23 protein-coding genes and 2 tRNA genes are annotated in these 26,674 nt (G+C 57.1%); 10 read left to right on the plus strand and 15 right to left on the minus strand.

What is annotated here, in order from left to right:
• Positions 1 to 110: 110 nt before the first annotated feature.
• Together purN and purM are read right to left on the minus strand one after the other, a co-directional pair.
• The gene (purN, locus tag AC2FIM_RS03025; protein ID WP_496707784.1) at positions 111 to 707 is read right to left on the minus strand and encodes a phosphoribosylglycinamide formyltransferase; all 597 of its coding nucleotides are present in this window, start codon (positions 705 to 707) and stop codon (positions 111 to 113) included.
• Positions 704 to 1,750: a phosphoribosylformylglycinamidine cyclo-ligase gene (gene purM / locus AC2FIM_RS03030; RefSeq protein ID WP_496675783.1), complete on the minus strand. Its 1,047-nt coding sequence runs from the start codon at positions 1,748 to 1,750 to the stop codon at positions 704 to 706. Before purM ends, purN begins: the two co-directional genes overlap by 4 nt.
• A gap of 107 nt (positions 1,751 to 1,857) precedes the next feature.
• Here purM and AC2FIM_RS03035 point away from each other — a divergent pair.
• Positions 1,858 to 1,934 (plus strand) — tRNA-Ile (locus tag AC2FIM_RS03035).
• 245 nt (positions 1,935 to 2,179) lie between these two features.
• Here the strand turns inward: AC2FIM_RS03035 and AC2FIM_RS03040 are convergent.
• Positions 2,180 to 3,499, minus strand: coding sequence for an ATP-binding protein (locus AC2FIM_RS03040; RefSeq protein ID WP_142633580.1), 1,320 nt, complete (start codon positions 3,497 to 3,499; stop codon positions 2,180 to 2,182).
• Between the two features lie 44 nt (positions 3,500 to 3,543).
• Here AC2FIM_RS03040 and AC2FIM_RS03045 point away from each other — a divergent pair, with 44 nt between their 5' ends.
• The 3 genes from AC2FIM_RS03045 (at position 3,544) to AC2FIM_RS03055 (ending at position 6,394) form a co-directional block, all read left to right on the plus strand.
• Positions 3,544 to 4,458 carry an MBL fold metallo-hydrolase gene (locus tag AC2FIM_RS03045; protein ID WP_496700429.1) on the plus strand — a complete coding sequence of 305 codons (915 nt, stop codon included), beginning with the start codon at positions 3,544 to 3,546 and terminating at the stop codon, positions 4,456 to 4,458.
• An 80-nt stretch (positions 4,459 to 4,538) separates the two neighbouring features.
• Positions 4,539 to 4,613: transfer RNA gene (locus AC2FIM_RS03050), tRNA-Asn, on the plus strand.
• A 317-nt stretch (positions 4,614 to 4,930) separates the two neighbouring features.
• A complete protein-coding gene (locus tag AC2FIM_RS03055) occupies positions 4,931 to 6,394 on the plus strand; it encodes a flavin-containing monooxygenase (RefSeq protein ID WP_496707945.1) in 1,464 nt (487 codons plus the stop codon).
• Between the two features lie 83 nt (positions 6,395 to 6,477).
• On the opposite strand, the gene AC2FIM_RS03060 is transcribed toward AC2FIM_RS03055, so the two are convergent.
• The 4 genes from AC2FIM_RS03060 to zwf all read right to left on the minus strand — a co-directional run bounded on the left by AC2FIM_RS03060 (position 6,478) and on the right by zwf (position 11,983).
• Positions 6,478 to 8,097, minus strand: coding sequence for a long-chain-fatty-acid--CoA ligase (locus tag AC2FIM_RS03060; protein ID WP_271947299.1), 1,620 nt, complete (start codon positions 8,095 to 8,097; stop codon positions 6,478 to 6,480).
• A gap of 151 nt (positions 8,098 to 8,248) precedes the next feature.
• Positions 8,249 to 9,862, minus strand: a complete 1,614-nt coding sequence (gene pgi / locus AC2FIM_RS03065) for a glucose-6-phosphate isomerase (RefSeq protein ID WP_271947302.1) — start codon at positions 9,860 to 9,862, stop codon at positions 8,249 to 8,251.
• A gap of 4 nt (positions 9,863 to 9,866) precedes the next feature.
• Positions 9,867 to 10,538: a 6-phosphogluconolactonase gene (gene pgl, locus AC2FIM_RS03070; RefSeq protein WP_496675797.1), complete on the minus strand. Its 672-nt coding sequence runs from the start codon at positions 10,536 to 10,538 to the stop codon at positions 9,867 to 9,869.
• Positions 10,535 to 11,983 carry a glucose-6-phosphate dehydrogenase gene (zwf, locus tag AC2FIM_RS03075; protein ID WP_496728327.1) on the minus strand — a complete coding sequence of 483 codons (1,449 nt, stop codon included), beginning with the start codon at positions 11,981 to 11,983 and terminating at the stop codon, positions 10,535 to 10,537. Before zwf ends, pgl begins: the two co-directional genes overlap by 4 nt.
• 163 nt (positions 11,984 to 12,146) lie before the next feature.
• On the opposite strand from zwf, the gene AC2FIM_RS03080 reads away from it, so the two are divergent.
• The gene (locus AC2FIM_RS03080; protein WP_496707942.1) at positions 12,147 to 13,100 is read left to right on the plus strand and encodes a radical SAM protein; all 954 of its coding nucleotides are present in this window, start codon (positions 12,147 to 12,149) and stop codon (positions 13,098 to 13,100) included.
• Here AC2FIM_RS03080 and AC2FIM_RS03085 read toward each other — a convergent pair whose 3' ends face one another.
• The gene (locus tag AC2FIM_RS03085) at positions 13,101 to 13,796 is read right to left on the minus strand and encodes a lipid-binding SYLF domain-containing protein (protein ID WP_496675804.1); all 696 of its coding nucleotides are present in this window, start codon (positions 13,794 to 13,796) and stop codon (positions 13,101 to 13,103) included.
• A gap of 103 nt (positions 13,797 to 13,899) precedes the next feature.
• A complete protein-coding gene (locus AC2FIM_RS03090) occupies positions 13,900 to 14,169 on the minus strand; it encodes an usg protein (RefSeq protein ID WP_142633572.1) in 270 nt (89 codons plus the stop codon).
• A 224-nt stretch (positions 14,170 to 14,393) separates the two neighbouring features.
• On the opposite strand from AC2FIM_RS03090, the gene gyrA reads away from it, so the two are divergent.
• Positions 14,394 to 17,090: a DNA gyrase subunit A gene (gyrA, locus tag AC2FIM_RS03095; protein WP_271948064.1), complete on the plus strand. Its 2,697-nt coding sequence runs from the start codon at positions 14,394 to 14,396 to the stop codon at positions 17,088 to 17,090.
• Between the two features lie 140 nt (positions 17,091 to 17,230).
• Here gyrA and AC2FIM_RS03100 read toward each other — a convergent pair whose 3' ends face one another.
• The 4 genes from AC2FIM_RS03100 to AC2FIM_RS03115 form a co-directional block, all read right to left on the minus strand.
• Positions 17,231 to 17,725, minus strand: coding sequence for a hypothetical protein (locus tag AC2FIM_RS03100; protein WP_271947312.1), 495 nt, complete (start codon positions 17,723 to 17,725; stop codon positions 17,231 to 17,233).
• A 196-nt stretch (positions 17,726 to 17,921) separates the two neighbouring features.
• A complete protein-coding gene (locus tag AC2FIM_RS03105) occupies positions 17,922 to 19,391 on the minus strand; it encodes a carboxypeptidase M32 (RefSeq protein WP_271947314.1) in 1,470 nt (489 codons plus the stop codon).
• A gap of 5 nt (positions 19,392 to 19,396) precedes the next feature.
• Positions 19,397 to 20,542 (minus strand): heme A synthase, encoded by a 1,146-nt coding sequence (gene ctaA, locus AC2FIM_RS03110; protein WP_496707941.1) that lies wholly within the window; start codon positions 20,540 to 20,542, stop codon positions 19,397 to 19,399.
• Positions 20,543 to 20,604: 62 nt separating this feature from the next.
• A complete protein-coding gene (locus AC2FIM_RS03115) occupies positions 20,605 to 21,348 on the minus strand; it encodes an RNA methyltransferase (protein WP_281972025.1) in 744 nt (247 codons plus the stop codon).
• Positions 21,349 to 21,501: 153 nt separating this feature from the next.
• On the opposite strand from AC2FIM_RS03115, the gene AC2FIM_RS03120 reads away from it, so the two are divergent.
• From AC2FIM_RS03120 to AC2FIM_RS03135, 4 genes are all read left to right on the plus strand, one after another.
• Entirely contained in the window at positions 21,502 to 22,122 is a 621-nt protein-coding gene (locus tag AC2FIM_RS03120; RefSeq protein WP_496707940.1) for a thiamine phosphate synthase, read from the plus strand.
• A gap of 56 nt (positions 22,123 to 22,178) precedes the next feature.
• On the plus strand, positions 22,179 to 23,072 hold the full coding sequence (locus AC2FIM_RS03125) for a PfkB family carbohydrate kinase (RefSeq protein WP_281972023.1): 894 nt from the start codon (positions 22,179 to 22,181) through the stop codon (positions 23,070 to 23,072).
• A complete protein-coding gene (locus AC2FIM_RS03130) occupies positions 23,069 to 23,983 on the plus strand; it encodes a pseudouridine-5'-phosphate glycosidase (protein WP_496695594.1) in 915 nt (304 codons plus the stop codon). Before AC2FIM_RS03125 ends, AC2FIM_RS03130 begins: the two co-directional genes overlap by 4 nt.
• Before the next feature lie 64 nt (positions 23,984 to 24,047).
• On the plus strand, positions 24,048 to 24,725 hold the full coding sequence (locus AC2FIM_RS03135) for a DUF502 domain-containing protein (RefSeq protein WP_142633557.1): 678 nt from the start codon (positions 24,048 to 24,050) through the stop codon (positions 24,723 to 24,725).
• On the opposite strand, the gene AC2FIM_RS03140 is transcribed toward AC2FIM_RS03135, so the two are convergent.
• Together AC2FIM_RS03140 and AC2FIM_RS03145 are read right to left on the minus strand one after the other, a co-directional pair.
• Entirely contained in the window at positions 24,726 to 25,757 is a 1,032-nt protein-coding gene (locus AC2FIM_RS03140) for a patatin-like phospholipase family protein (protein WP_142633556.1), read from the minus strand.
• 12 nt (positions 25,758 to 25,769) lie between these two features.
• Positions 25,770 to 26,543, minus strand: coding sequence for a 3-hydroxybutyrate dehydrogenase (locus tag AC2FIM_RS03145; RefSeq protein WP_142633555.1), 774 nt, complete (start codon positions 26,541 to 26,543; stop codon positions 25,770 to 25,772).
• Positions 26,544 to 26,674: the final 131 nt, after the last annotated feature.

Here is a 26,674-nt window from a genome sequence, read left to right on the forward strand (position 1 = left end):
TGGTGCTATTCTTGCTTTTGTTTTTAATCACCCGTCAGTCCTACACGTTTCCGGGCCGTCGGGCGAACCATAGGCCGAATGGCAACCGCGTGTAAATCACCCCGCGGGATTCACGGCAAAAGCACCGGTGTGCGGTCATTTCCGGCAAAGCGGCGCAATACGGCCGGATAAAGCCTGTGTTCGTAGGTCAGAACGCGCGACGCCAAAGTCTCAGGAGTGTCTCCAGCCTCAATATTCAGGCGGGCTTGCCCCAAGATTGGGCCATCGTCCAGCGCTGCGGTCACTTCGTGAACCGAGCATCCATGCTTGATATCACCTGCTGCAATCGCACGGGCATGGGTGTTCAGACCCTTGTATTTCGGCAACAGTGACGGGTGGATGTTGAGCATCCGACCCTGAAAGCGCGAGACGAAATCACCGGTCAGCACCCGCATGAACCCAGCCAAACACACGATGTCCGGTTGTGCTTGCTCTAACGGTTTCAGCAGCTCGGCTTCGAAAGCCGCGCGGTCGCCTTTAAAGGGTCGGTGATCAACGGCGGCGGTCGCGATTCCACGATCAGCGGCCTTTTTCAGCCCGCCTGCCCCGGCATCGTTGGACAAGACCAGACAAGGCCGTGCCGGATGGTCGCCGGTCATGCTGTCGACCAGAGAGACCATGTTCGACCCCCCGCCCGAGAGCAGAATGGCGACGCGCTTATGGCTCACAGCAATTTGCCCGAATAGGCCACTCCTGCGGTGTCGGTCACGGTGCCAATCCGCGAAACCGTCTCACCAGCTTGGGCCAGCAGTGCCGACAGGTCGTCGGCCTGCTCTGCGCCGCAAACCACGATCATGCCGATGCCACAGTTGAAAGTCTTGAGCATCTCGGATTCAGCAATACCGCCGGTTTCTGCCATCCAGCGGAATACGGGTGGCAAATCCCAGGAGTTCAAGTCGATCTGGGCACCCAGCCCTTCGGGCAGCACCCGTGGCAGGTTTTCGGTCAGGCCACCGCCGGTGATATGGGCGAGCGCATGCACCCCGCCTGTCCGGATCGCCTGTAGCGCAGGTTTCACGTAAAGGCGCGTCGGGGTCAGCAGTGCCTCGCCCAGCGATCCATCCCCAAAGGGCGATGCCGCATCCCAACCCAGGCCCGAGATCTCGACCAGCTTGCGCACTAGCGAATAGCCATTGGAATGCACCCCGTTTGAGGCCAGCCCAAGCAACACGTCACTCTTTTGAACATCTGCAGGAAGGTGTGCGCCGCGCTCCATCGCACCGACCGAAAACCCGGCCAAATCGAAATCACCATCGGGGTACATGCCCGGCATCTCGGCAGTTTCACCACCGATCAATGCGCAATCCGATTGAACGCAGCCTTCGGCAATGCCCTCAATAATCCGTGCGGCGGTCTCGGTATCCAGTTTGCCTGTGGCGAAATAGTCGAGGAAGAAAAGTGGCTCAGCCCCCTGACAGATCAGATCGTTGACGCACATGGCCACAAGATCGATACCGACGCCATCGACCAGGCCTGTATCAATCGCGATCCGCAACTTGGTGCCAACACCGTCGGTGGCGCCGACAAGAATCGGGTCCCGATAACCTGCATCCTTCAGGTCGAACAATGCGCCGAACCCGCCCAGCCCGCTCATCACACCGGATCTGTTGGTCCGCTTGGCAGCAGGTTTTATCCGGTCGACCAGAGCATTCCCCGCATCAATATCAACGCCCGCATCCGCGTAGGTGATTCCGTTTTTGCCCGCTGTCATGGCCAACCTCTTTTGAATGGTTCCCGCGCGGGTTAGTCGATTGTTGGAGATGTTGCAACGGTCAGGCTTGACGCGGGCGTTCACCATGATAGGCAAAGCGCCTAGGCGGGCCTGTAGCTCAATTGGTTAGAGCAGAGCGCTCATAACGCTTTGGTTGGGGGTTCGAGTCCCTCCGGGCCTACCAAATTCCGCAAATTTTCCTTTAGAAACAACGATCGATCAGCCCGAAAATAGAGAGAGATGCTCCACGACCTAACAATAGGTTGCGAGGCAAGTGCCCCACGGTTTCAGGACATATCTTCGATTCCCGCCCGGGATATCCCGGTAACTTTTCAGGCGCTTGAATCAGTTTATCGGTCACTGAACATCCGACAATCCAAGATGAACTCACACCAGATTTGGCAGAGCAGAGGTCCGGTGCACGATGCTCTAGCGACCGATGATAATATCGGCACACAGACCGCCCAGATGTTCGCTTTTGCCCAATCGAAGCACGCCGCCATGGGCTCGGGCGACATCTGCCACAATGGCCAACCCCAGACCAACACCGCTGCCCCGATTCTGGTTGCGCGCAGGATCCAATCGCGAGAAAGGTTTGACCGCTTCGGTGCGCTGCTCGGGCGGAATACCCGGACCATCATCTTCGACGCGGATACGCAGCGATTTGGAGGAGACCGACAGGCTGATCTCAGCGCGATTTCCGTACCTGACCGCATTCCCGATCAAGTTCTCTACCGCGCGACGAATAGCCGTCGGGCGCAACATCGCGGTTCCTGCGCCATCAACCTTTACCAATTCGACCTTATGCCCTGCCCTGCACGCATCCTTGACGATCTGCCGAAGGAACCTCTCAGGGTCTACGGATTCCGGCGCCACCTCTGCCGCTCCTTTGGAAAAGTCCAAAAACGCGTCCAGCAATAGCTGCATTTCATCCACGTCCTGTTGCAATGGCGCTGCCTCACCTTCGGGCAACAAAGACAGCCCAAGCTTGAGACGCGTCAAAGGCGTTCGCAAATCGTGGCTGACACCGGACAGCATCATGGTGCGCTGCTCCATCTGACGCTCAATCCGGGCGCGCATATCCAGAAACGCACTGCCAGCGGCCCGCACCTCGATCGCGCCGCCTGGCGAATAAGGAACAACCCGCCCGCGTCCGAACGCCTGTGCAGCCTCGGCCAGACGGGTGATCGGTCGTAGCTGGTTGCGCATGTACAAAAACGAAATGGTTGTCATGATGATCGCAAAGAACAAGACGGTCACAATCAACTGATGCGGCGCGGTTGGGGACAATCGCCGACGGTCGAAAGTTAGCTGCAATACACCCAAATCCGTCTGCAGATACAATCGAGCCTCCTGCCCGCTTGGCAAGGCGACCGCTACAAGATCGGGAAGCAAAGCGCGCAACTCGGATTCGACTTGAGGTGCAATGAAATCATACCAGCGGCGATTCCCGATGACTGGCGTTTCGTTTATCCCGAGAAACCGCAGTTTCATATCAAGCGCGGCCAGATCGGGCCGAAGTTCGGCCACCGCCTGATGCTGCGTTTCAGAATGTTCTATCACATCCGTAACCAGCGTAACCTCACGCGATGCGGCACGAGTCATTTGCGCGGTGACATCTTCCAGGTGCTTTTGCAAAAAGGCGACACTGATCACCAGCAGCATCACCACCACCGGCAAAATGAGAATCAAAGCCGCCCGTGCGTACAGGCTGCGCGGCATATAAAGTTTGAGCCATTGCGTCGTCATGGGTTAAACCTAACGGGCTGTTCAGACGAGAGAAAGAGTGCAGAATGCAAGCACCGGACGATTTCAATCCAATGCCAGGTCGAGATGACGAGTTACAACCGGGCCTAAGGCGGATTCTCGCCCCCAACCCGTCTCCGATGACATATCGCGGCACCAATACATACTTGCTTGGCCAAACCGATCTTGCGGTGATTGACCCCGGCCCTGCCAATGCGGACCATCTGGATGCAATCCTGAACGCGGTTAAACCCGGACAACGGATCAGCCACATCATTGTCACACATTCTCATCTGGACCACTCTCCGCTGGCTGCACCGCTGGCCGAACGAACGCAAGCAAAGATCATTGCTTTCGGAGGCCCTGAAGCAGGCCGCAGTGAGGTGATGTCCGAATTGGCCAATCAGGGGCTCGCAGGCGGAGGTGAAGGGATCGACACGGCGTTCCGCCCGCATATCGAAGTCGAAGATGGTGATGTAATCGCCGCCGAAGGGTGGCAGTTGAATGTGATCCATACGCCCGGTCATCTTGGTAACCATATTGCGCTGGGTTGGGGGGATGTCTGCTTTACCGCCGATCATGTGATGGGTTGGGCCAGTTCACTGGTGTCACCACCTGATGGTGATCTGACCGATTTCATGGCGGCTTGCGAAAAGCTAGGACAACATAACTGGTCCGTATTCCACGCAGGGCATGGCGCACCGATTAACGACCCTGCCAAAAGGCTCGATTGGTTGATCACCCACCGGCGCGCCCGGGAAAAACAGATTCTGTCCGCATTGGAAACCAGGCCAGGAACCGCCCGGGAATTGGCCGAGCGAATCTATACCGAAACCCCCGCTGCCCTGTTGCCCGCTGCCGAACGGAATGTATTCGCCCATCTCGTTGATCTTACATGCCGATTTCTGGTTGCACCGCAGTCAAAATTATCCGTCGGCGCGATCTTCGCCAGAACCCCATAGATGCCGAGGTAATTTTTTTTCCAAAACCGCGCTTCCCCTCTGGACGGCGAAGAGTCGGGTTGCTATACGGCGCGAACCGTTCCGGCGTAGCTCAGCGGTAGAGCAGTTGACTGTTAATCAATTGGTCGTAGGTTCGATCCCTACCGCCGGAGCCAATCTTCCAAAATCTTCACGACTATAGAAACACCCTGCCTCAGGCCGTGCGCCATAACTCAAGGCAGATGATAAACGGTTTCAAAGTTTCATCCTCTAATTTTTCCATTCCCTTCAACTCAAAGTTGAGGGATAAGTTCCCAATTACATTTGCATTGAAGGACTTAGTCTGGGCCCAAGTTATTAGCAGGCTCAGGTGAACTTGAGATAAATTGAAAGAAGATTTTATGCCGGTCACGCTTGTCCCAAAGCCAAACCAGGCAGATCAGAAACGCCACTGGCAAGTCGCGAAACGGACATACGAGCATAAGGAAGTATCATGAAGCAGGTGAACTGTTTGATCATAGGTGCTGGCTTTGGCGGCATTGGTATGGGCTACCAGCTCAGACAAGCGGGAATCGACAGCTTCGCAATACTCGACAAGGCCACTGAATTTGGGGGCACTTGGCAGCATAACACCTATCCCGGTGCGGAATGCGATGTGCCCTCGCATTTGTATTCTTACTCTTTCAGCAAAACGCCGAACTGGAGCCGAAAATGGTCGGGACAGAAAGAGATTCTGGATTACATCCGGGATTGTGCGGAAACATTCGGAGTGATCGCGCATTTACGCCTTGGCTGCGCCGTCACTTCAGCAAGCTTCGATCCGACCAGTGAAATGTGGACTGTAACGACCAAGGGCAATGGAGATGAAACCTATCTCTGCCGCCACGTGGTTTGCTCGGTTGGTCAGTTGCACTTTCCCAACCGTATTGGGATACCGGGGATGAAGCTCTTCGGGGGAACCATATTCCATTCTGCCGAATGGCGCCATGATATCGACCTGAAGGACAAATCAGTTGCCGTGATTGGAAATGCAGCCAGCGCGCTGCAGTTCATCCCAGAGATCGCCAAACAGGCACGCAGTCTGACAGTTTATCAACGCACGGCAAATTGGGTCATGCCCAAAGGCAACAAGACCTATGGCGAGAGCTTCAAGTCGCTGATGCGTTCGATGCCTTTCCTTCAAAAACTTTATCGTTTCCGCCTTTGGGCCGAGAATGAATTCAAGATCTTTCCAGTCATGAAAGGATCGAAACTGCACGAGATGCTGATGCAGAACATACTGAACCGGCATCTGGAAAAGACGATATCGGACCCAAAACTGCGCGAGGCGCTTCGGCCCAAATACCCGCCCGGCGCGCGTCGTCTTTTGGTCTCGGACAGCTACTATCAGACCCTGAACCAGGATAAGGTTGAGTTGGTGACGGACGGAATCGACTGTTTCACCAAAGATGGGATCAAGACCACAGACGGTACCGAACGCAACCATGATGTGGTCATTCTTGGCACTGGGTTCCAATCCAACCCCTTCCTGCAAGCTATTGATATCAAGGGACGTGATGGTATCTTGTTGCGCGATGTTTGGGATGAAGGTGGTGCGCGGGCCTATCTTGGCATCTCGGTTCCCAAATTCCCTAATCTGCACATTATTTACGGACCAAACACAAACCTTGGCCACACGACGGTTCTGGCCATGATCGAAGCGCAAATCGGTTTTGTCATCCAACTTATCAAGGCGGCCGATCACGGCACGATCGAAGTAAAACCTGAGGCGGCATTGCGTTTCGATGACGAGATGCAACAGCGTCTTGCCAAAAGTCAGTGGGCGCGGATCGAGCGCAGCTATTACAAAGATGGCGAGCGGATAACCACCAACTGGCCCGGCAGTTCATTCGAGTATTTCAGGCGCACGAGGAAGCCCAAACTGGCAGATTTCAGGCGTGGAACTTCAGAAGGCTGAGGGGCTATAGATCTACGTTCGCCGCGAAGTCAGAAAACCCGGCAAACCATCTCGCTTGTGTCTGCCAGGCCAGTGATCTTGCGCTAGGTACTCAGCACATCTTTGAAGTCTTCCCGCAGGTTGCGTTTCAGGATCTTGCCAGTCGCGTTCAGTGGCAGCGCGTCCACAAAGACTACCCTGTCCGGGATCTGCCACTTGGCGATCTTACCACCAAAAAACGCCAGCAATTCTTCTTCGCTTGGGTTTGCCCCCTCGGCTTTCACCGCCACAAGAACGGGCCGTTCGTCCCATTTCGGATGCGGCACACCCACAACGGCTGCGCCTGCCAGCTTTGGATGTGCCACCGCGATATTTTCGAGCTCGACCGAACTGATCCATTCACCGCCGGATTTGATGATGTCCTTTGAGCGATCTCGGATCGTCATATACCCGTCCGGGTCCAGTGTCGCCACGTCGCCAGTGGCAAACCAACCGTCTTGCAGCAGACCCTGATCCTGCATCATGAAATAGCTGTCCAATACCCAGTATCCGCGCACCATCAGGTCTCCCTGTGTTTCACCGTCACGCGGAAGCTCATTGCCGAAATCATCAACGATTTTCAATTCGACCCCATAACAAGGACGGCCCTGACTTTCCCGAAGCCCATACTGCTCTTCTTTGGGCAGTTTTCCATGTTTCGCCAAGGGCTGGTTCGCGGTTCCCAGCGGGCTCATCTCGCTCATCCCCCAGGCGTGGACTGTATCGACACCATAGGTTTCGCGGAACGTCTCGATCATCGACGGCGGACATGCGGCCCCACCAATAACTGTGCGCTCAAGACTGGACAGTTGACTGCCCGACTTCTTTGCAGAGGCCAGCAGACCCTGCCAGATCGTCGGCACGCCCATGGCCAGTGTCACCCCATAGCTGTCAATCAAATTGACCAATGCCTCGCCATGCAAATCTGGTCCCGGTAATACCATCCGAGACCCCGACATCGCGCAAGCGTACGGCGATCCCCAAGCGTTCACATGGAACATCGGCACAACTGGGAGTACCACATCCATCGCCGAAAACCCGATCACGTCACGCGTGTTGGATCCAAAACTGTGCAAAACTGTCGAGCGATGGGAATAGAGCACCCCCTTGGGGTTTCCGGTTGTGCCCGAGGTGTAACAAAGGCTTGAGGCTGTGTTTTCGTCCAGTCTGGGCCATTGAAAGCCGGAATCACCGGTTTCGATCAGCTCATCATAGAACTGCACCCCTGGAACCTGCGCGATTGCGTCATCATTCCGCGGACCCATTAACACGAAATGCTGCACCTCTGTCAGTTGGTCCTTCAAAGCGGCGACAAGCGGGATGAATGTGGCGTCGAAAAACAGAACCCGGTCCTGCGCATGATTGATGATATAGGTCAGCTGCTCTGGAAACAGCCTGGGGTTTACGGTGTGGCAGACGAATCCAGCACCCGAAGTGCCATAGTAGATTTCCAGATGGCGGCGGTTGTTCCATGCCAATGTCGCTATCCGAGCGTGCGGTTCCAGCCCAAGACCTAACAGTGCAGAACCTAATTTTCGTGCGTTCGCGGCGACTTGCGACCAGTTCGTTTCAGTCAAGCTGCCGTCAGTTTCGACAGAATATATCTCGGTTTGGCCATGATAGCGATCGGCATGCTCGATCAGTGACGAGATCAGCAACGGTTGCGTCATCATTTGTCCCAGCATGGACATCCTCCCTGTGTCGGGGCCGCTTTTTGCAGCACCTTCTTGTTTGCCACGCATCTTCTGCAATCGGCGCGGTCAAAAGAAACCCTGCCAAGCATTTAATTGTCTGACAATAGAAGAATGCGTCATGCCAGGGCTGTAAAGCTGGCTTTTATTCGGTTTCCCGGTGCAACATGGCATAGGCAACAAGGGCGGCGGTTGACCCGTCTTTGGTCTCGGTACCTTCTGCACCGTCCACGATTGGCCCCAGTGAAGTCGCCAGTTCCTTGCCCAGTTCAACGCCCCACTGGTCAAAAGAGTTGATCCCCAACAGGACCCCTTCGACGAATACGCGATGCTCGTACAGGGCAATGACCTGACCCAGAACAAAAGGCGTTAGTTTGGGGTACATCAGCGTGGTCGAGGGACGATTGCCAGCAAACACCCGATGTCGGGCCTGACGTTCGCATTCTTCACCCGTCAACCCTTTGTCGGCCATGCGCTGCCGCGCCTCGTCCAGCGATCGGCCGCGCATCAGCGCCTCGGACTGGGCCAGACAGTTGGCCAGCAGCAGCCGGTGATGGTGGGTCAGCTCAGGTTCATGTCCCTCGGCAGCGACCATGAATTCGCAAGGGATAACGTCTGTGCCCTGATGGATCAGCTGATAAAACGCATGCTGACCATTGGTACCAGGCTCACCCCAGACCACCGGACCCGAAGGAATGGTCAGCGCACTGCCGTCCATGGCAACGGATTTGCCATTCGACTCCATCTCGAGCTGCTGAAAATATGCGGGCAAGCGCAGGAGACGCTGATCGTATGGCAGCACGGCCCGGCTGGCATATCCCAGAACCTGCCGATGCCAGATACCGGTCAAAGCCAACATCACCGGCATATTCTCGGACCAATCGGCGGCGCGAAAATGCACGTCCATTGCCTGTCCACCACGCAAAAACGCGTCAAAGGCCGTCGAGCCTACGGCAATCATCACCGGCAGGCCCACAGGCCCCCAAACCGAATAACGTCCGCCGACCCAATCGGCGAAACCAAACACGCGCTGTTCGGGAATGCCAAAGGCCTGAGTCTTGTCCAAAGCACTGGAAACCGCAGCAAACTGTCGGGCCGGCTCCCCGCCGCCATCGACCATCCAGGCGCGCGCGGTGCGGGCATTGGTCATGGTTTCAATGGTCGTGAACGTCTTGGACGCGACAATCACAAGTGTCCGCGTCGGATCCAGCTGCCGTAGAACATCGGCAATATGTGCCCCGTCTACATTCGAGACATAGTGCAGCCGCGGCCCGTCGTGATACGGAGCCAGTGCATGCGTGGCCATAACCGGTCCCAGATCAGACCCACCAATTCCGATATTCACCACATCGGTAAAGCTGCCCCCTGCCCCGGCCACCGCGCCACCGCGCACCTCTTCGGCAAAGACACGCATCCGCTGCAGCGTATCCAGAACGCCAGGCATGACATCCAGACCATCCACGTCGACCGGACCGCCATCCAGATTCCGCAATGCCGTATGCAGAACCGAGCGTTCTTCGGTTTCATTGATCTTGGCACCCGCAAACATCGCGTCGCGCCTGTCGGCAAGCCCCGCCTCGTCGCATAGGCGGATCAGGGCTGCGCGAATATCTGCGTCAATCTGCGTCTTTGAATAGTCAAACAGCATATCGCCCGTTGAGGTCGAGAAAACCTGTGCCCGATCCACGTCTTGTTCGAACAAGTCCAAAATGGAATGACCGCCATCTGACGCAAATGCCTTGAGAGTATCCAGGTTCATAACTCTACTCCGCCCAATGGACCGTCATGCCGCCCAACACAGCAGCAATCGGCGCCTCTTTGGGATGCAGGGACATGGCCCGGTCCAGCGCCTTGCGTTTGGTTTCCCCAAAAATCACCAGATGCTTAGACAATGCGCCGTCCAAGACCGGAGCCGTTAATGTAATCCGCGCCTCGGGCTGAACTTCGGGTCGGGCCACGGCCAAAGGTGGCGCATGCCCGTCCAATGCGGCGGCCAACCCTTCCATCCCCGGAAACAGCGAGGCGGTGTGCATATCTTCGCCCATACCCAGCATGAGAACCGAAAGAGGCAGCACGGGCGCAATCAAGCTCTCAATTTCGGGCAGCACCGATTCCGGATCTTTGCCATCCAGATACAGAGGCACATATTGCGCGACTGAGGCGCGATTGGTCAGCAAACGCTCTTGGATCAGCCGCGCATTTGCGCGATCGCTGTCGCTGGGCACGCACCGTTCATCCGTTGGCAGAATTCGGACCCGGTCCCAATCCAAATCAGCGGCACACAATCCGTCAAAGACCGGCCCGGGTGTGGTACCGCCCGGCACAGCAAAAGAGACCAGATCGTGATGCAGCAGCGCCGCCTCAAGATCTCCGGCGATAGCATTGGCCACGTCGATGGCTAGCATATCCCGGTCGGCGTATTCCTGAATTTTCATGGGTTTATCCCTTGCCAACGGCGACCGTCCCGTTTCATCAGCAGCTCGGCGTCGCCCGGCCCAGTGCTGCCGCTCTCATAAGGTTTCGGCACGTCGCCACGCGCCTGCCATCCTGCGATGATCGGGTCTGTCCAGGCCCAGGCGGCCTCGACCTCATCACCGCGCATGAACAGCGTCTGATTGCCTCGGATCACATCCATCACCAGACGTTCATAGGCGTCTGGCGGGTCCTGGTTCTCGGCGCCCAATGCCTCGGCAAAGCTCATATCCAGGGGCACGTCGACCAAACGCATACCTCCTTGCCCGGGCTCTTTGATCGTCACTTTCAGCGTGATACCCTCATTTGGCTGCAGGCGGATCGACAGCGCATTCGCATGACGCCCGGCATCCGCTCCAAAGATCGAGTGCGGAGCGTCTTTGAACATCACGTTGATCACCGAAGACCGGGCCACAAGGCGCTTGCCTGTGCGCAAGTAGAACGGTGTTCCCGCCCATCGCCAGTTGCTGATATGCGCCCGCAGCGCCACATAGCTTTCCGTGGTCGAGCGCGGATTTCCAACCGCTTTGCGGTAACTTGAACTTTCGCCCTCAAACTGCCCCCGCACGATATGATGCGGCTTTACCGGGTCCAGAGCGCGAATAACCTTGAGCTTTTCATCACGCACCGCATCCGGGTCGAACTTGGCCGGAGGCTCCATGGCGATCAGGCACAAAAGCTGCATCAGGTGGTTCTGCATCATGTCGCGCATCGCGCCTGCGCGCTCGTAATACTCTTCACGGCCGTTAATTCCGACGGATTCGGCTACGGTGATCTGGATATGGTCGACATACTGGCTGTTCCAAAGTGGTTCGAACAACATGTTGCCGAACCGAACAGCCATCAGGTTTTGGACGGTTTCCTTGCCCAGATAGTGGTCGATTCGATAGATTTGACTTTCCCTGAAATGCGCGGCCAGCGTGGCATTCAAAGCTCGCGCACTTTCCAGATCATGGCCAAAGGGTTTTTCAACCACGATCCTCGTCTGCGGCGTAGTCAGATCATAAGCCTCGATCCGTTCCGCCAGAGGGCCAAACAACCGCGGCCCCACCGAAAAATAGAACGCCCGAACCCGATCCGGCTGAAGTTTCTGCGCAAGCTCGACCCAGCCATGATCCGCAACAGCATCCAATGTCACATAATCAACCCGCTGCAAAAACGCGTTCAGTGCAGCGGTGTCCTGACTGTGTCGTCCGGCATGTGCCTCAAGCGAGTTGCGGACCAAATTGCGGAACTTGTCACGGTCGTAATCCGTTCTGGCCGCCCCGATTACTTGCGCGCCTTCAGCCCACTGGCCAGCACAAAACCGGCGAAACAGAGCAGGCAGGATTTTACCCTGCGCCAGATCGCCGGTTCCGCCAAAAATGACCAGATCAAAGGGGTCTACAGGTATGACGCGAGAAACCATGTGTTTTCCTTACCTTGCCCTATGCTCAATGTCCAATGTTAGCGCAACCATTTTTGCGGATTTCCGCGACATCAATTCTCTGTCAGCTCACCCATGTCTCACTTTGCGAAACGGTCTGAAACCTCTAATTCAAGGTGACAACAGAAAAGAACCGGAAACCGGAATGAAAGACAACGCCCCTCAGATCGTCAATATCGGCAAGTTTCAAAACAAATTGGTGACAGCGGATGGCCAGACTCGTGCCTCGGTGGCGTTGACCAACCCCGAGACGCTCTGGTTCAATACCGGGACTTTGTGCAACATCGAATGTGTCAACTGCTATATCGAAAGCAGCCCGACCAATGATGCGTTGGTCTATATCTCGGCGGATGAAGTGCGAGACTATCTGGACCAGATCGAAGACAGAAACTGGCCCGTGCGTGAGATTGGCTTTACCGGTGGTGAGCCGTTCATGAACCCCGACATGATCGAGATGGCACGCGCTGCGCTGGAACGCGGCTATGAGGTGTTGATACTGACCAACGCGATGCGGCCAATGATGCGCCAGAAGATGCGCGAGGGATTGACTGAACTTCAGCGCGACTACGCTGGGAAACTGACGCTGCGGGTATCGCTCGACCATTATCGTGCCGACCTGCACGATAAGGAACGTGGCAAAGGCAGTTTTGACAAAACCGTGGAAGGTATGAAGTGGCTACGCGATGGCGGATTCCGGATGGCTGTTGCCGGCAGAACCGTATGGGGCGAGGACGATGAAAAAAGCCGTCAGGGATATGCTACGTTATTCAACCGCCACGGGTTTGGCATCGACGCGCATGACCCTGCGCGAACGGTCCTTTTCCCTGAAATGGACGAAACCGTCGAAGTGCCGGAAATTACCACCGCCTGCTGGGGTATCTTGGACAAATCACCCGCGACTGTGATGTGCGCCAGTGCCCGGATGGTGGTCAAACGCAAGGGCGCTGAAAAACCGGCCGTTCTGGCCTGCACGTTGCTGCCTTATGAGCCGGAATTCGAGATGGGGCATACGCTGGCCGAGGCGGAAACGGACGTGCACCTTAACCATCCGCATTGTGCCAAATTCTGCGTTCTGGGCGGGGCCAGCTGCTCGGGTTGATCAGTTCAGTTCCGGCGATTTCCAGAATTTTGTACCCGACGCGCCCGCTGCCACGCGCCACCCTGTCTTGGACAATGCAAAAAAGGACCGACCGTCGCTGAATCGCACGATTTCCGTCGTGTTTTCGTCGCCGTACATGGCACCGGTTTCGGCGGTCGCGTCATAGCCTTGAGTGATGAACTTATCCAGATCAGCAGATGTTTCGAACATGATCACAAATTTGGATTCAAAACCGCCGATGCCGATCGCTCCACCCACGCCGCCTGTTCCCATGTTCATATATGTGTGCTGGCCGGTGTCCTTTGACACCGCCACACCCCGCCCATACCCAGCCGAGACTGGAAACACCGTAACCTTGCGCGAGTCGAACACGGCATAGCCGGCACAGACCTCGTACAGTGATTGCGCTTCGGGATTTTCGGCCAGCAACTGATCCAGAATCTGCGTGGCCAATGTGTCCAGCTTGGCGCGCGTCTCTTCCGGAGTGGCCTCATTGCTTAGCAATTCGGTGGTCGAGTCGACCGTACCCTCAACAGCTTTCGCGCCTTTATCGATTGTCTCGCCAACGGTTTCGGCCCCTTGCCCGACAACGTCAGCCGCGTTTGCCGCGCCTTTTTTGATCTTGTCCAAAACTCCCTCAGCGGCGACTGACCCACCAAGCAAAACGGCGGCGACAAACAGCAACATTCTGGGCATGGGACATTTCCTTAGCTGATCAATGGTTTGGACACGACCCTAGCCTAAGAAAATCAAATGGAACACGCCCTTTCGTTACACAGCCAATAATCTGTCAGGGCGGCTAATTCACCCGAAACTCGCCAACTTGATTGCGCCACTCTCCGGGCGCGATCATCTTACGGTGGGTGAATTTTACGGAATGTAAGGGACCTTCGATCTCTCGCTGCCAGAAATCAATGAACTCGAACAGTTTCGGATGATCCGGCGCCAGATCGTATTCCTGCCAGATGAAGGTGTTCAGAACATGGATATAGTCGGGCATGTGGTAGAATAATTCCGCCGTTGTCAGCCCATATCCTTTAAGCATCAATTCCGTTTCGCTGCGCTCCATTTCGACCTCAATATTAATTGCAAGGTCCGCCTATTGTATCACGAAAACACCCTAATCCTTAGTTAACAATATGTTACCGTGATGTTACCGGAGTTTCTCACTTGCAAAATGGTTGCTTGCTTGCACCTTATGTGCCGGGTCTGATAAGGTGTATCCACAAGATATAGAGTCTGCATACAGAACGGGCAGTTTACGTGAGCGATACGCCAGAAGTTCCTGAAAATATGGATGAAAACCCACCAGAACGCCCCGTTTACGGTGGCCCGACGGTCTCCATCGAATCCGAAATGCGCACGTCCTATCTGGACTATGCGATGTCGGTCATTGTTAGCCGTGCGATTCCTGATCTGCGCGATGGGTTGAAACCGGTACATCGGCGCATCCTTTACGCGATGCACGAGACCGGAAACACCCATGACAAATCCTATCGCAAATCGGCCCGTCCGGTCGGCGACGTAATGGGTAAATACCACCCACACGGCGACAGCGCGATCTATGACGCGTTGGTGCGGATGGCTCAGGATTTCTCGATGTCGCTGCCGCTGCTGGATGGTCAGGGCAACTTTGGCTCGATGGACGGCGATAACCCGGCGGCCATGCGCTATACCGAAGTTCGGATGGACAAGCCCGCCGCCTCTCTGCTGGCGGATATCGAGAAAGACACCGTCGATTTTCAGGACAACTATGACGGCAAAGACAGAGAGCCGACAGTCTTGCCCGCACGGTTCCCGAACATGCTGGTCAACGGCGCTGGCGGCATTGCCGTGGGCATGGCGACCAATATCCCGCCGCACAATCTTGGTGAGGTGGTCGACGCCACCCTAGCCCTGATCGACGATCCCGATCTGACGTCCGAGCAGCTGATCGAGTATGTTCCAGGCCCCGACTTCCCGACCGGCGGCGTAATGCTGGGCCGGTCCGGCGCGCGCAAAGCCTATTTGGAAGGGCGCGGCAGCGTCATAATCCGCTCCAAGACCCGCGTCGAGGAAATCCGCAAAGACCGCTATGCCATCGTGGTTGATGAGATTCCATATCAGGTGAACAAGGCTTCGATGATCGAAAAGATCGCCGAGGCCGTGCGTGAGAAGAGGATTGAAGGCGTCAGCCACGTTCAGGACGAATCCGACCGTAACGGCGTACGCGTTGTGGTCGAACTGAAACGTGATGCCACGCCCGAAGTGGTTCTGAACCAACTGTTCCGTTTTTCGCCGATGCAAACCTCGTTTGGCTGCAACATGCTGGCGCTGAATGGTGGCCGGCCCGAGCAGTTGACCCTGCGCCGCTTCCTGACCAGCTTTATCGATTTCCGCGAAGACGTTGTTGCGCGCCGTACGGCTTACGACCTGCGCAAGGCCCGCGAACGCAGTCACATCCTGTGCGGTTTGGCCGTGGCAGTTTCGAATGTGGATGAGGTGGTTGCAACCATCCGGTCATCCGCTGACGCCGCGCAAGCGCGTGAAAAGCTGATGACCCGCCGCTGGCCCGCGGCTGAGATCGAAAGCTATCTGCGCCTGATCGACGACCCTCTGTCGATGATGAACGACGACGGCACCTATAACCTGACCGAAGTTCAGGCCCGCGCCATCCTCGACCTGCGCCTGCAGCGATTGACCCAGATCGGTGTCAAAGAGGTTACGGACGAACTGGAAGAATTGGCGGGTAAGATCCAGGAATACCTGGATATTCTGTCCTCGCGAGAGCGCATCATGTCGATCATCGGGGACGAGCTGCGCAGCGTGCGTGAACAGTTTGCCGTGCCCCGTCGCACCGAGATCGTCGATTGGTCCGGCGACATGGAAGACGAGGACTTGATCGAGCGTGAGGACATGGTCGTGACCGTCACGTCGGGTGGCTACATCAAGCGTACTCCGCTGGCCGATTTCCGGGCGCAAAAACGTGGTGGCAAGGGCCTGTCGGGAATGCAGACCAAGGAAGAGGACGTCGTTACCAACCTCTTCGTGGCGAACACGCATACACAGTTGTTGTTCTTCACCACTGACGGGATGGTCTACAAGCTCAAAACCTGGCGTCTGCCGCAATCCGGGCGCACTGGCAAGGGCAAGGCCATTGTCAACATCCTGCCGATTCCGACCGGGGTTTCCATCGCGGCGATCATGCCCGTGGATGTGCCGGACGAAGAATGGGAAAACCTGCAGATCATCTTTGCCACCAGCGCAGGTGATGTGCGCCGGAACCGACTGTCGGATTTCACCAATGTCCGCCGCAACGGCAAGATTGCGATGAAATTGCCCGAAGGCATCGAACTGGTGAATGCACGCATCTGCTCTGAAGACGAAGATGTGATGCTGGTCACCAATTCGGGCCGCGCAATCCGGTTCCGCACCACTGATGTTCGCGTATTCAACTCACGCGAATCCACCGGTGTTCGGGGCATAAGGCTGAGCAGTGGCGACCGTGTCGTCTCGATGTCGGTGATCCGCCACTTTGAAGCTGATCCGGATGAACGCGCCGCCTATCTCAAGATGCGCCGCGCAGTGGCAGGCATCGCCGATGACGGTGAGACGGATGAGGATGAAGCAACCCCCGGCACCATCACGCAGGAACGCTATGCCGAGATGTCTGCGGCCGAGAACATGATCCTGACGATCACCACGGGCGGTGCGGGCAAGCTGAGCTCCAGCCACGACTACCCCGTTCGCGGGCGCGGTGGCATGGGTGTTGCGGCGATGGATAAGGCGATGCGCGGCGGGGCACTTGTGGCGTCGTTCCCGGTCGATATCGAAGATCAGATCATGCTGGCCACGTCCAAGGGTCAGTCGATCCGGGTCCCGATCGAAGGCATCTCATTCCGCTCGCGGTCAGCAGGTGGCGTGAAGGTGTTCAACACCGGCAAAGGCGAAGAGGTCGTATCCGTTGCCTGGATCGCAGATCAGGGTGATGAGGACGAGACGGAAGAATAAGCAATGAAAGCCGAGGCTCTCTGGCCTCGGCGATGTTTCTGGGTGTCTGGTGTGCGGACAAAACTGCCTATCAATGCATAGACCTAATGCCCGAATTAAGGCTAAGAACCGACCTGCATCGCGTGGTATTTTGATGCTCTTTATTTTACCTGAAGTTGGCGCATAAGGACCTCAACCATCTTTTGTGCCTCAGAAGCATCAAGCCGTCCGTGCTGCAACAAAAACTCTGCGACATCTCTGTCTGTGTACCGGCCCGTAACTATGTCATCGCGCAAGATCAACTTTTGGCGCGCAAATTCGGCGGCGTTGTCGTGGCAAATAATGCATTTTTCTTGGAATAGACGGCCAGATTCTTGGATGAACTCAAACTGTTCTATCAGCACATTGATTTCTTCGTCTGACAACTCGCCGTGTCCTGCCTTCAGATAATCAATGACGGGACGACCAGAAGCTTTTCCGACAATGCCGCTTTCTGACACAATCAATTTTTCGGAGACAAAATCTCCTGCATGCGGCAGGTGACAAGATGCGCAATTCTCTTCGTAGATCAAATGGGGATTCGCCCTCTGGGCAGTTGAGGGAACTGCCCAAACTATAATACTGATTGCTATACCAATTTGGATAAATCCGTTCATGTCGGAAGCGCCTAAGTAGTGGACAATCCATTGTCAGAGTAGGTGAACTAAAAGTCTCGATCCTTGACAAGTGTCAACTTATAAGCAGGTTGGCGCTTTCTCGGCAGGTTTGGGCTCAGAGCAAGCTTTCGTCTCCTATCACGAATTGGGTGTACGATTGAGTGCGTTGTCTGGTCAGGCCCAGTTAGGCCCACTATCACAACCCGTACAACGATCCAAACTTTTGCTCCAGATACTCCAACAGTGGTTCTGGACCCGGTTCCATTCCACTTGCGCGTTGGATGATCTCGCGTGGGGCGAAAAGGCCGCCGTGGCGTTGGAGGTTTTCGCGCAGCCAACCGGTGGCGCCCGACGTGTCACCCTCGGCCAGTTGAGTATCCAGATCGGGCAGCGCGGATCGCAGAGCCTGATTCAGGCATCCGGCATAGACATTGCCCAGCGAGTAGGTCGGGAAATACCCGAACAGACCGACGGACCAATGGACATCCTGCAGACACCCGTTCGAGGGCTTATCAACCGCATAGCCGAAATCGGCCTTGAACCGGTCATTCCATGCACCCTCAAGGTCTCTGACCTGCAGATCGCCGCTCATCAACGCACGCTCAAGATCAAAGCGCAGCATGATGTGCAGGTTGTACTGCACCTCATCCGCCTCGGTGCGGATATAGCCGTTATGGACCCGGTTGACCGTGGCATAGAACGCATCGGCATCGGCGACGCCGAAACTGCCAAAAGCCTCGACCATCTGGCCAAACAGCCAGCCGGTATAGGCGCGTGATCGACCCAGTTGGTTTTCGTAAATCCGGCTCTGGCTTTCGTGCACGCCCATCGACACGCCCTGCCCCAGCGGGGTCAAAAGGTAGGCCGGGTCGATGCCCTGTTCATAGGCGGCGTGGCCGACCTCGTGAATGGTTGAATAGAAACAGTTGAACGGATCGGTCTCGCTGGTGCGCGTGGTGATCCGCACGTCCAATCCGCTGCCCGAGCTGAACGGGTGAACGGCCTTGTCGACCCGGCCAGTGTTCAGGTCGTAACCGAATCCGGTGGCCAGCTTCTGTGACAGGCGCATCTGGGTCGCTGAGTCAAACGTCCCAGTCAGGGCGGCCGGTCCGGGCTGATCCAGTACGGCTGCTCGCAATGCCACCAGACGCGGACGCATCTGGTCAAAGATCGCAGCGATCTGAGTGCCGGTCGTATAGGGCTCGTAATCTTCGACCATGGCGTCATAGACATCACCGCCCTGTGCCAGGGCCTGACCTTCCTGACGTTTGAGCGCCACAACCTCTTCCAACACGGGCAAAAAGGCCGCCACATCCTCATCGGCGCGCGCCTGTGCCCATGTGCCCTGCGCGGCTGAGGTAACGCGTGCGATGGTCTTGGCCAAATCGGCGGGCACTTTCACGGTCCGCTCATAGGACCGGCGGATCTCGCGCAGTTGCGCGCGGGCGACATCGTCCTGCGGGTCGGCCTGCTCCAGCCACTCTGCCACACGCGGATCAGACCGTCGGGCATGCAAAACAGATTCGATCGCGGCCATTTCTTCTGCGCGCTGCGGTGCTGCGCCGCGCGGCATAACTGTTTCCTGATCCCATCCCAGACGCCCGGCAATCTGACCAAGGGCTGAAGTTTCACGTTGGAAGGCCATCAGTTTATCATAGGCAGTCATCTGGGTCAGGCTCCGCGGATCGAAGTTGCGATGGGATAGGCTGTCAGGAAGCGCGCACGCAGGATCAGAGTCCACACGATCACGGCCATGAACTGATGGAAAATGGCGATCTGCCAGGGGGCCGCGTAGATCACGGTCATGATCCCGACAACCACCTGCAGCGACAAGGCAGCGAAAATCATGTTGAAGGCAAAGCGCGTTTGCGGATGCGCACTGGAATTGCCACGCCGCCAGACAACGATGGCAAAGATCAACAGCAGATAACCCGCGCAACGATGGATGAACTGCACAAGCCCGGGGCTTTCGAAAAAGTTCCGCCACATCGGTTCCAGTATCGCCGCGTCCGGCGGGAAAATCTGCCCGCCGATCAATGGCCAGTCGGTATAAGACCGCCCAGCGTCGATACCTGCGACAAGTGCGCCGATGAGGATCTGCAGGAATGCGAAATGCATCAGGCCGGTAGACAGGGAAAACAGTTTGGCCTCTTTCGCGCGGCGGGCCTGCATCAGGTCACGCTCATCCCGGCCAAGTTCGAACATATACCAGGCGAGGAAACCCAAGATCACAAAGGCCAGACCCAGATGGATCGCCAGGCGATAGCTGGCAACGGCGATCATCCCCTCGCCCTGCGTCACGCCTGACGCAACCATCCACCAGCCAACCGCTCCCTGAATCCCACCCAAAGCACCGGGGATCATCAGCTTGCCGGTCCAGCCTGTTGGTATCTTGCGGGCAATAAGGAACCCGAAAAAGCCAAGCGCCCAGACCAGCCCGATCACACGGCCCAACTGCCGGTGGCCCCATTCCCACCAATAGATGGATTTGAAATCCGCCAGCTCCATCCACTGGTTCTGGATGCGCCACTGGTCGATTTGCTTGTACTTGTCGAACTCGGCCTGCCAGTCGGTTTCGGTCATCGGCGGGACAGCCCCAGTGAGCGGGCGCCATTCGGTGATCGACAGCCCGCTATCGGTCAGGCGGGTCAGCCCACCGACCGCAATCATCACAACCACAAGCGCAAACAGGATCATCAGCCAGGCCCGGATAGCCTTACGCGCACCACCGCGGCCCCGGTCAATCATACCAGGTTGAACCGCTTGTTGTTTTTCAGAGTCTGAGACCTCTTCGAAGATGCTGCGCTTGCCGCTCATGCGTTCCTCATGTGTCTTGAATTTCGTTGCAAGCTAGGACCACCATGGGACGAGGTCCAGCCTTACCCTTTGTCTTTCCAACGGACCATCTGACGCATGACCCCGTGCAACATCTGCACATCCGCCCGCGTCATCCGCATCCGTGACCACAGATTGCGCAGATTGGTCTTCATGCTTTCGGCCTTTTCGGGGGGGTAAAAGAACCCCGCCTCTTCCAGCCGGTCTTCATAATGTTCGACCAGTTTTTCGACCTCGATGCCTGTGGCCCAGTCGCCTTTGCCCAGATCGGTTGCCTCATGCACGACGTCGCCTGTCTGGCGCATCCACTCATAGGCGGTCAGCAACACGCATTGCCCAAGGTTCAATGAGGCATATTCCGGATTCACCGGGACCGAGATGATGGCATTGGCCTTGGCGATATCCTCATTCTCAAGCCCTGCCCGTTCCGGGCCGAACAGCACGGCGACTTTTTCGCCCGCAGCGACCTTTTCGGCCGCGATCTGCATAGCGCGTTCGGGGCTGAAGACCGGCTTGGTCAACCCGCGCTGGCGGGCCGTGGTGGCAAAGACATAGGTGCTGTCGGAGAGTGCGCCAGCCAAATCGTCAAACAGCTGCGCCTCATCCAGCAGACGGCCCGCACCGCTGGACATCGCCACTGCCTTGGGGTTCGGCCAGCCATCACGTGGGGCCACGATCCGCATCCGGTCCAGCCCGAAATTCCACATCGCCCGCGCGGCGGCACCGATGTTTTCACCCATCTGCGGGCGCACGAGCACAAATGAGGGCTGGGATTTGTCGCTTGGCATGGTTGTCTCCGAAAACTGCGCCTGCTGTAATCGTCGCGCCAACGCAGGGCAAGCCATTGGCGGCGCCAATTCTGCCTGAAACAGGCATAAAAGTTTGCTTCCGCCCCGCAATCCGCTAAACCGCGCAAAAGACTTAAAGCTAAGGACGCGCCGATGGACACCCCCGAGCAGCCGCAGATTTACCTGATCACCCCGCCGACCATCACGTTGAGCACGTTCCCCGACCAACTGGCCCGCGTTCTGGACAGCACCGAAATCGCCTGTATCCGACTGGCCCTTGCGGGAAATGACGAGGATACGATTGCCCGTGCCGCTGATGCCTGCCGCGAGGTGGCACATACACGGGACGTGGCGCTGGTGATTTCCAACCACGTCCTGTTGGCGCAGCGTCTGGGTCTGGATGGGGTGCATCTGGATGATGGCGCGCGCTCGGTCCGGTATGTGCGTAAGGAATTGGGTGCCGATGCCATTGTCGGCTGCTTCTGCGGCACCTCCAGCCATGACGGCATGTCGGCTGGTGAGGCCGGCGCCGATTATGTGGCCTTTGGCCCGGTTGGCACGTCCTCCTTGGGTGACGGAACCGTGGCCGAGCATGATCTGTTCCAGTGGTGGTCCGAGATGATCGAAGTGCCGGTTGTGGCAGAAGGCGGCCTGACCCCCGAATTGATCCGTGACCTCAGCCCCTGCACCGATTTCTTCGGCATCGGGGATGAGATCTGGTCACAGGATGACCCGGCCGCCGCACTGAAAACTTTGATCTCCGCCATGGGCTGAACTGGGTGTGAGCGTTAACCCTTGCACCCACGCCGGGGCTGCGGCATGACGTCGACATGACTCAGAACAGCGAAATTCTTTGTATCGGTTCTGTCCTGTGGGACGTGATCGGACGTTCTGCCAGCGCCATGCGGCAGGGGTCGGATGTTCCCGGCAGGATCACCCGCCTGCCCGGAGGCGTGGCAATGAACATTGCCATGACGCTGGTGCGGTTTGGCATGACGCCCACCCTGTTGACCGCCATTGGCCGCGATCCCGAAGGGGATGAGCTGGTCAATGCCTGCGCCCGGCTAGGGATGGTAACTGATCACATCTATCGCTCGCAGGACCTGCCGACCGACCGATATATGGCTGTCGAGGGCGCCAATGGGTTGATTGCCGCGATTGCGGACGCCCATTCACTTGAGGCTGCAGGGGCAAAAATTCTGAAACCCCTGATGCAAGGCCCATTAGGCACAGAGACCATGCCATTCGATGGTCCTGTTGCTTTGGATGGCAACCTGACGCTGTCGCTTTTGGAAGAAATCGCGCAAAGCCCAGCCTTCGCCGGGGCCGACCTGCGCGTGGCACCGGCCTCACCCGGCAAGGCCGATCGCCTGCTGCCTTTCCTCAAGCATGCCCGCGCGACGCTTTATGTGAACCTCGAAGAGGCTGGCATCCTGTGCCAGCGCGAATTCGCGGATTCGGCAAGCGCCGCCAAGGGGCTGCTGGATCGCGGCGCGCTGCGCGTGCTTGTGACCGATGGCGGCAGTTCAGCAACCGTTGCCAGCGCTGAGGAAATCTTGACCCAAAAACCCCCATCCGTTCTGGTCACCCGTGTGACCGGCGCGGGTGATACATTCATGGCGGCGCATATCGCATCCGAGGCCACCGGTGCCCCAAGCGATGAGGCCCTGTCACGTGCCCTGCATGCCGCCGCAACTTACGTTTCCGGAGAAACCCCACTGTGATCAACATTCAATATTCTGCCGAGGTCCGCGCCGCCAAAGACGCAGGCCAACCTATCGTTGCGCTGGAAAGCACGATCATCACCCACGGTATGCCCTACCCGCAGAACATCGAGGTTGCGGCACAGGTTGAACAAGACATCCGAGACGCGGGCGCTGTGCCAGCCACCATGGCGGTGATCAATGGTACGCTTCACGTCGGTCTGGAAGCCGAAGAGTTGAAAGCGCTGGGCCAAGCGCATGGGGTCGCCAAACTGTCCCGTGCCGATATGGCAGCCTGCATGGCAACCGGTGGCACCGGTGCAACAACGGTCGCCGCAACCATGATCGCCGCCCATCACGCCGGGATCGACGTTTTCGCCACCGGCGGTATTGGAGGCGTCCACCAAGGGGCTGAAACCTCGTTCGATATCTCTGCTGACCTGCACGAATTGGCCCATACCCCGGTCACGGTTGTTGCCGCAGGCGCCAAAGCCATCCTCGATCTGGCCAAGACGCTTGAGGTTCTGGAAACACTGGGCGTTCCGGTCATTGCCTATGGCCAGGACGAATTTCCGGCCTTCTGGTCGGCAAAATCCCCGCTGGCAGCCCCTCTGCGCATGGACAGTGCGGAAGACATCGCGCACGCACATGCGACCAGACGCGCGCTTGGCCTGCCCGGCGGCCAACTTGTCGCCAATCCGATCCCGGAGGCCGATCAGATCCCATCCGAGGAACTGGCCCCGATCATCGCCTCGGCCCAGGCGGATGCAGATGCGCATCGGATCAGCGGTAAAGGGGTTACTCCCTACCTGTTGCAACGGATTTATGAGCAGACCGAAGGTCGTTCTCTGACCGCCAATATCGCATTGGTCCGCAACAATGCCCGTCTGGCAGCCGGGATCGCCCGCGCCCTGTCCGCCAAGGCGGATTGACATATAGCTATTGTACCAAGGCCAAGGACTGCTTAACTAAATTCGCAAGCCACTCAGGACCGCAATGAACACTCCTTTTGACGAAGAACCCAACCGACAGCCCGGCCTGTTCTCAAGGCTGCGCGCGTCCTTTCTGACGGGCATCGTCGTTATTGCTCCGGTGTGGTTGACGATCTGGCTGATCTGGTCTGTTGTCGGCTGGATCGACAGTGCGGTTCTGCCGCTGGTTCCCCACCAATTCCAGCCTGAACAATATGTTGGCATCAACCTGCGCGGTGTAGGTGTCATCTTTTTTCTGGTGTTCACCGTCGTGGTGGGCTGGGTTGCCAAGGGCATCCTGGGCCGATCCTTTATCTCGTTCACCGAAAGCCTGGTGAACAGGATGCCGGTCATCCGGTCCATCTATTCAGGCATCAAGCAGATTTCCGAGACCGTCTTTGCCCAGACTGAACGGTCATTTGAAAAAGCCTGTCTGGTTCAATATCCGCGCCGTGGCATCTGGGCCATCGGGTTCGTCTCGACCACCGCCAAGGGAGAAGTCAACGAACGTGCAGAAGCGGGTGGCGATCTGTACAGCGTGTTCATTCCGACGACACCCAACCCGACATCGGGGTTCTTGCTGTTCTTTCCGATCGAGGACGTCATCCTTTTGGACATGTCGATCGAAGATGCCGCCAAGCTGGTGATTTCGGCCGGTCTTGTTTACCCGAACGACAAAGACCCGACCCAGCCACCAGAGTGACTATCCAAACATTTCCGGCAGATTGACCGTGCTGCGTGCACCCAAATCGGCCTTGTGATCTGTCAAAAACTGATCAGCTGCATTGCGGCCAGCTTCTTTGAGTTTATGCAGGACCACAGGGTTGGGCACTGTCTTGGTCGCGACCGAGAGGTCATTCATCAACGCGTCATCGGCAATCATGTGAACCAAAACACGGCTCATTTCGCCCGCTTTCAGCTTGCCATCTTCCAGCAAGCGCTGAACGAAGCTTATGGCCCTCAGTTCCCGAAACAGCGATGAGTTAAAGCCAATCTCATTGATCCGGTTCTGGATCTGCTGCGGCGTCTTTGGGATTTCTTCCCGTTCCAGAGGGTTGATGTTCACGATCACCACGTCCTCGGGCAGATCGGAATTGAACAAGGGATACAGAGCTGGATTACCGGTATATCCGCCATCCCAGTAAGCCTCGGTCCGGCCCGATTTTGGATCGAATATCTCGACCGCCTGAAACAGGGTTGGCAAACAGGCGGAAGCAAGGATGGCCTCAGTCGACAGCTCGTCCCCTGTGAACACCCGTATCTTTCCGCTGCGCACGCAAGTCGCGCAGACATACAGACGCGGACCTTCGGCAGCGCATATTTCATCGAAATCAAAGCGCTCGACCACAGGTTCCAAGGGGTTACGGTAGAACGGCCCATAGGCATAAGGCGAAACCAATCGCGACCAGGCGTCGCCTACAGCAAACGGCAGCGAATTTTCGATGGACTGTGCGATATGTGAGGGCTCAAACGCACGCATCCAGTTGGTCAGGTTCGTATCGTCGACGGCCCCCATACGAGCCCAGAGCGCATCCAGATTGGCACGCGCGCCCTCACGGCCTGCCCTCACCATGCCAGACTTAAAGGCCGCCCCGTTCAGTGCACCTGCCGATGTTCCGGTGATCGCCGCGACTTCGATATCATCTTCGTCCAGCAGACGATCCAGCACACCCCAAGTGAACGCTCCGTGCGCACCGCCGCCCTGCAAAGCCAGATTGATACGTATCACTGCCATACTCCCCAAGGCTCAGAGCGCGGTCCACCCGCCATCAACTGAAATCGTCGTGCCGGTGATCTGCGCCGCCGCATCCGAGCACAGAAAGATCGTCGTACCGCCCAGTTGTTCGACCGTAGCGAATTCTTTCGAAGGTTGCCGCTTTAGCAGGACATTCTTCACGACATCCTCACGGCTCATATCGTATTCTTTCATCGTATTGGGTATCTGCTCTTCGACCAGCGGCGTCAGCACATATCCCGGGCAAATCGCATTACAGGTAATCGGCTCCTGTGCGGTCTCGAGGGCTACGGTTTTGGTCATCCCGACAACACCGTGCTTGGCCGCGATATAGGCGGCTTTGAAAGGCGATGCCGTCAACCCATGGGCCGATGCAATATTCACCACCCGTCCCCAGCCCGCCTTGCGCATCATCGGCAACGCGGCGGCAGTGGTGTGAAAGGCCGAGTTCATGTTGATCGCAATGATCGCGTCCCATTTGTCGGTTGGAAACTGATCAATCGGCGCCACATGCTGAATGCCGGCATTGTTGACCAGGATATCGCAGGCTCCAGCCTTTTCGATCAGCGCCCTACACTCGTCACCCTTGGACATGTCCGCTTTGATATAGCGCGCGTTGGTTCCGGTTTCCTGCCCGATCTCTGCGGCCAGAGCATGATCTTCGTCGCGGTCAGTAAACGAATTCAGCACCACATCCGCCCCGGCTTTGGCCAGCTCGCGGGCGATGCCCAGCCCGATGCCCGAATTCGATCCTGTGATGATTGCTGTTTTGCCCGAAAGACTCATGGGTGCTCTCCGTCAGATTCCGTGTTGACGGCACAGTGCCATGCTGCACCTGCAAAGAAAACGGGGAAAGATTGGGGGCGCTGTATCAGCGAAAATCGCACAAAAAAAACGCCCGCACGAAGCGGGCGTTA

This window comes from Ruegeria sp. CDSC052, assembly GCF_059610685.1.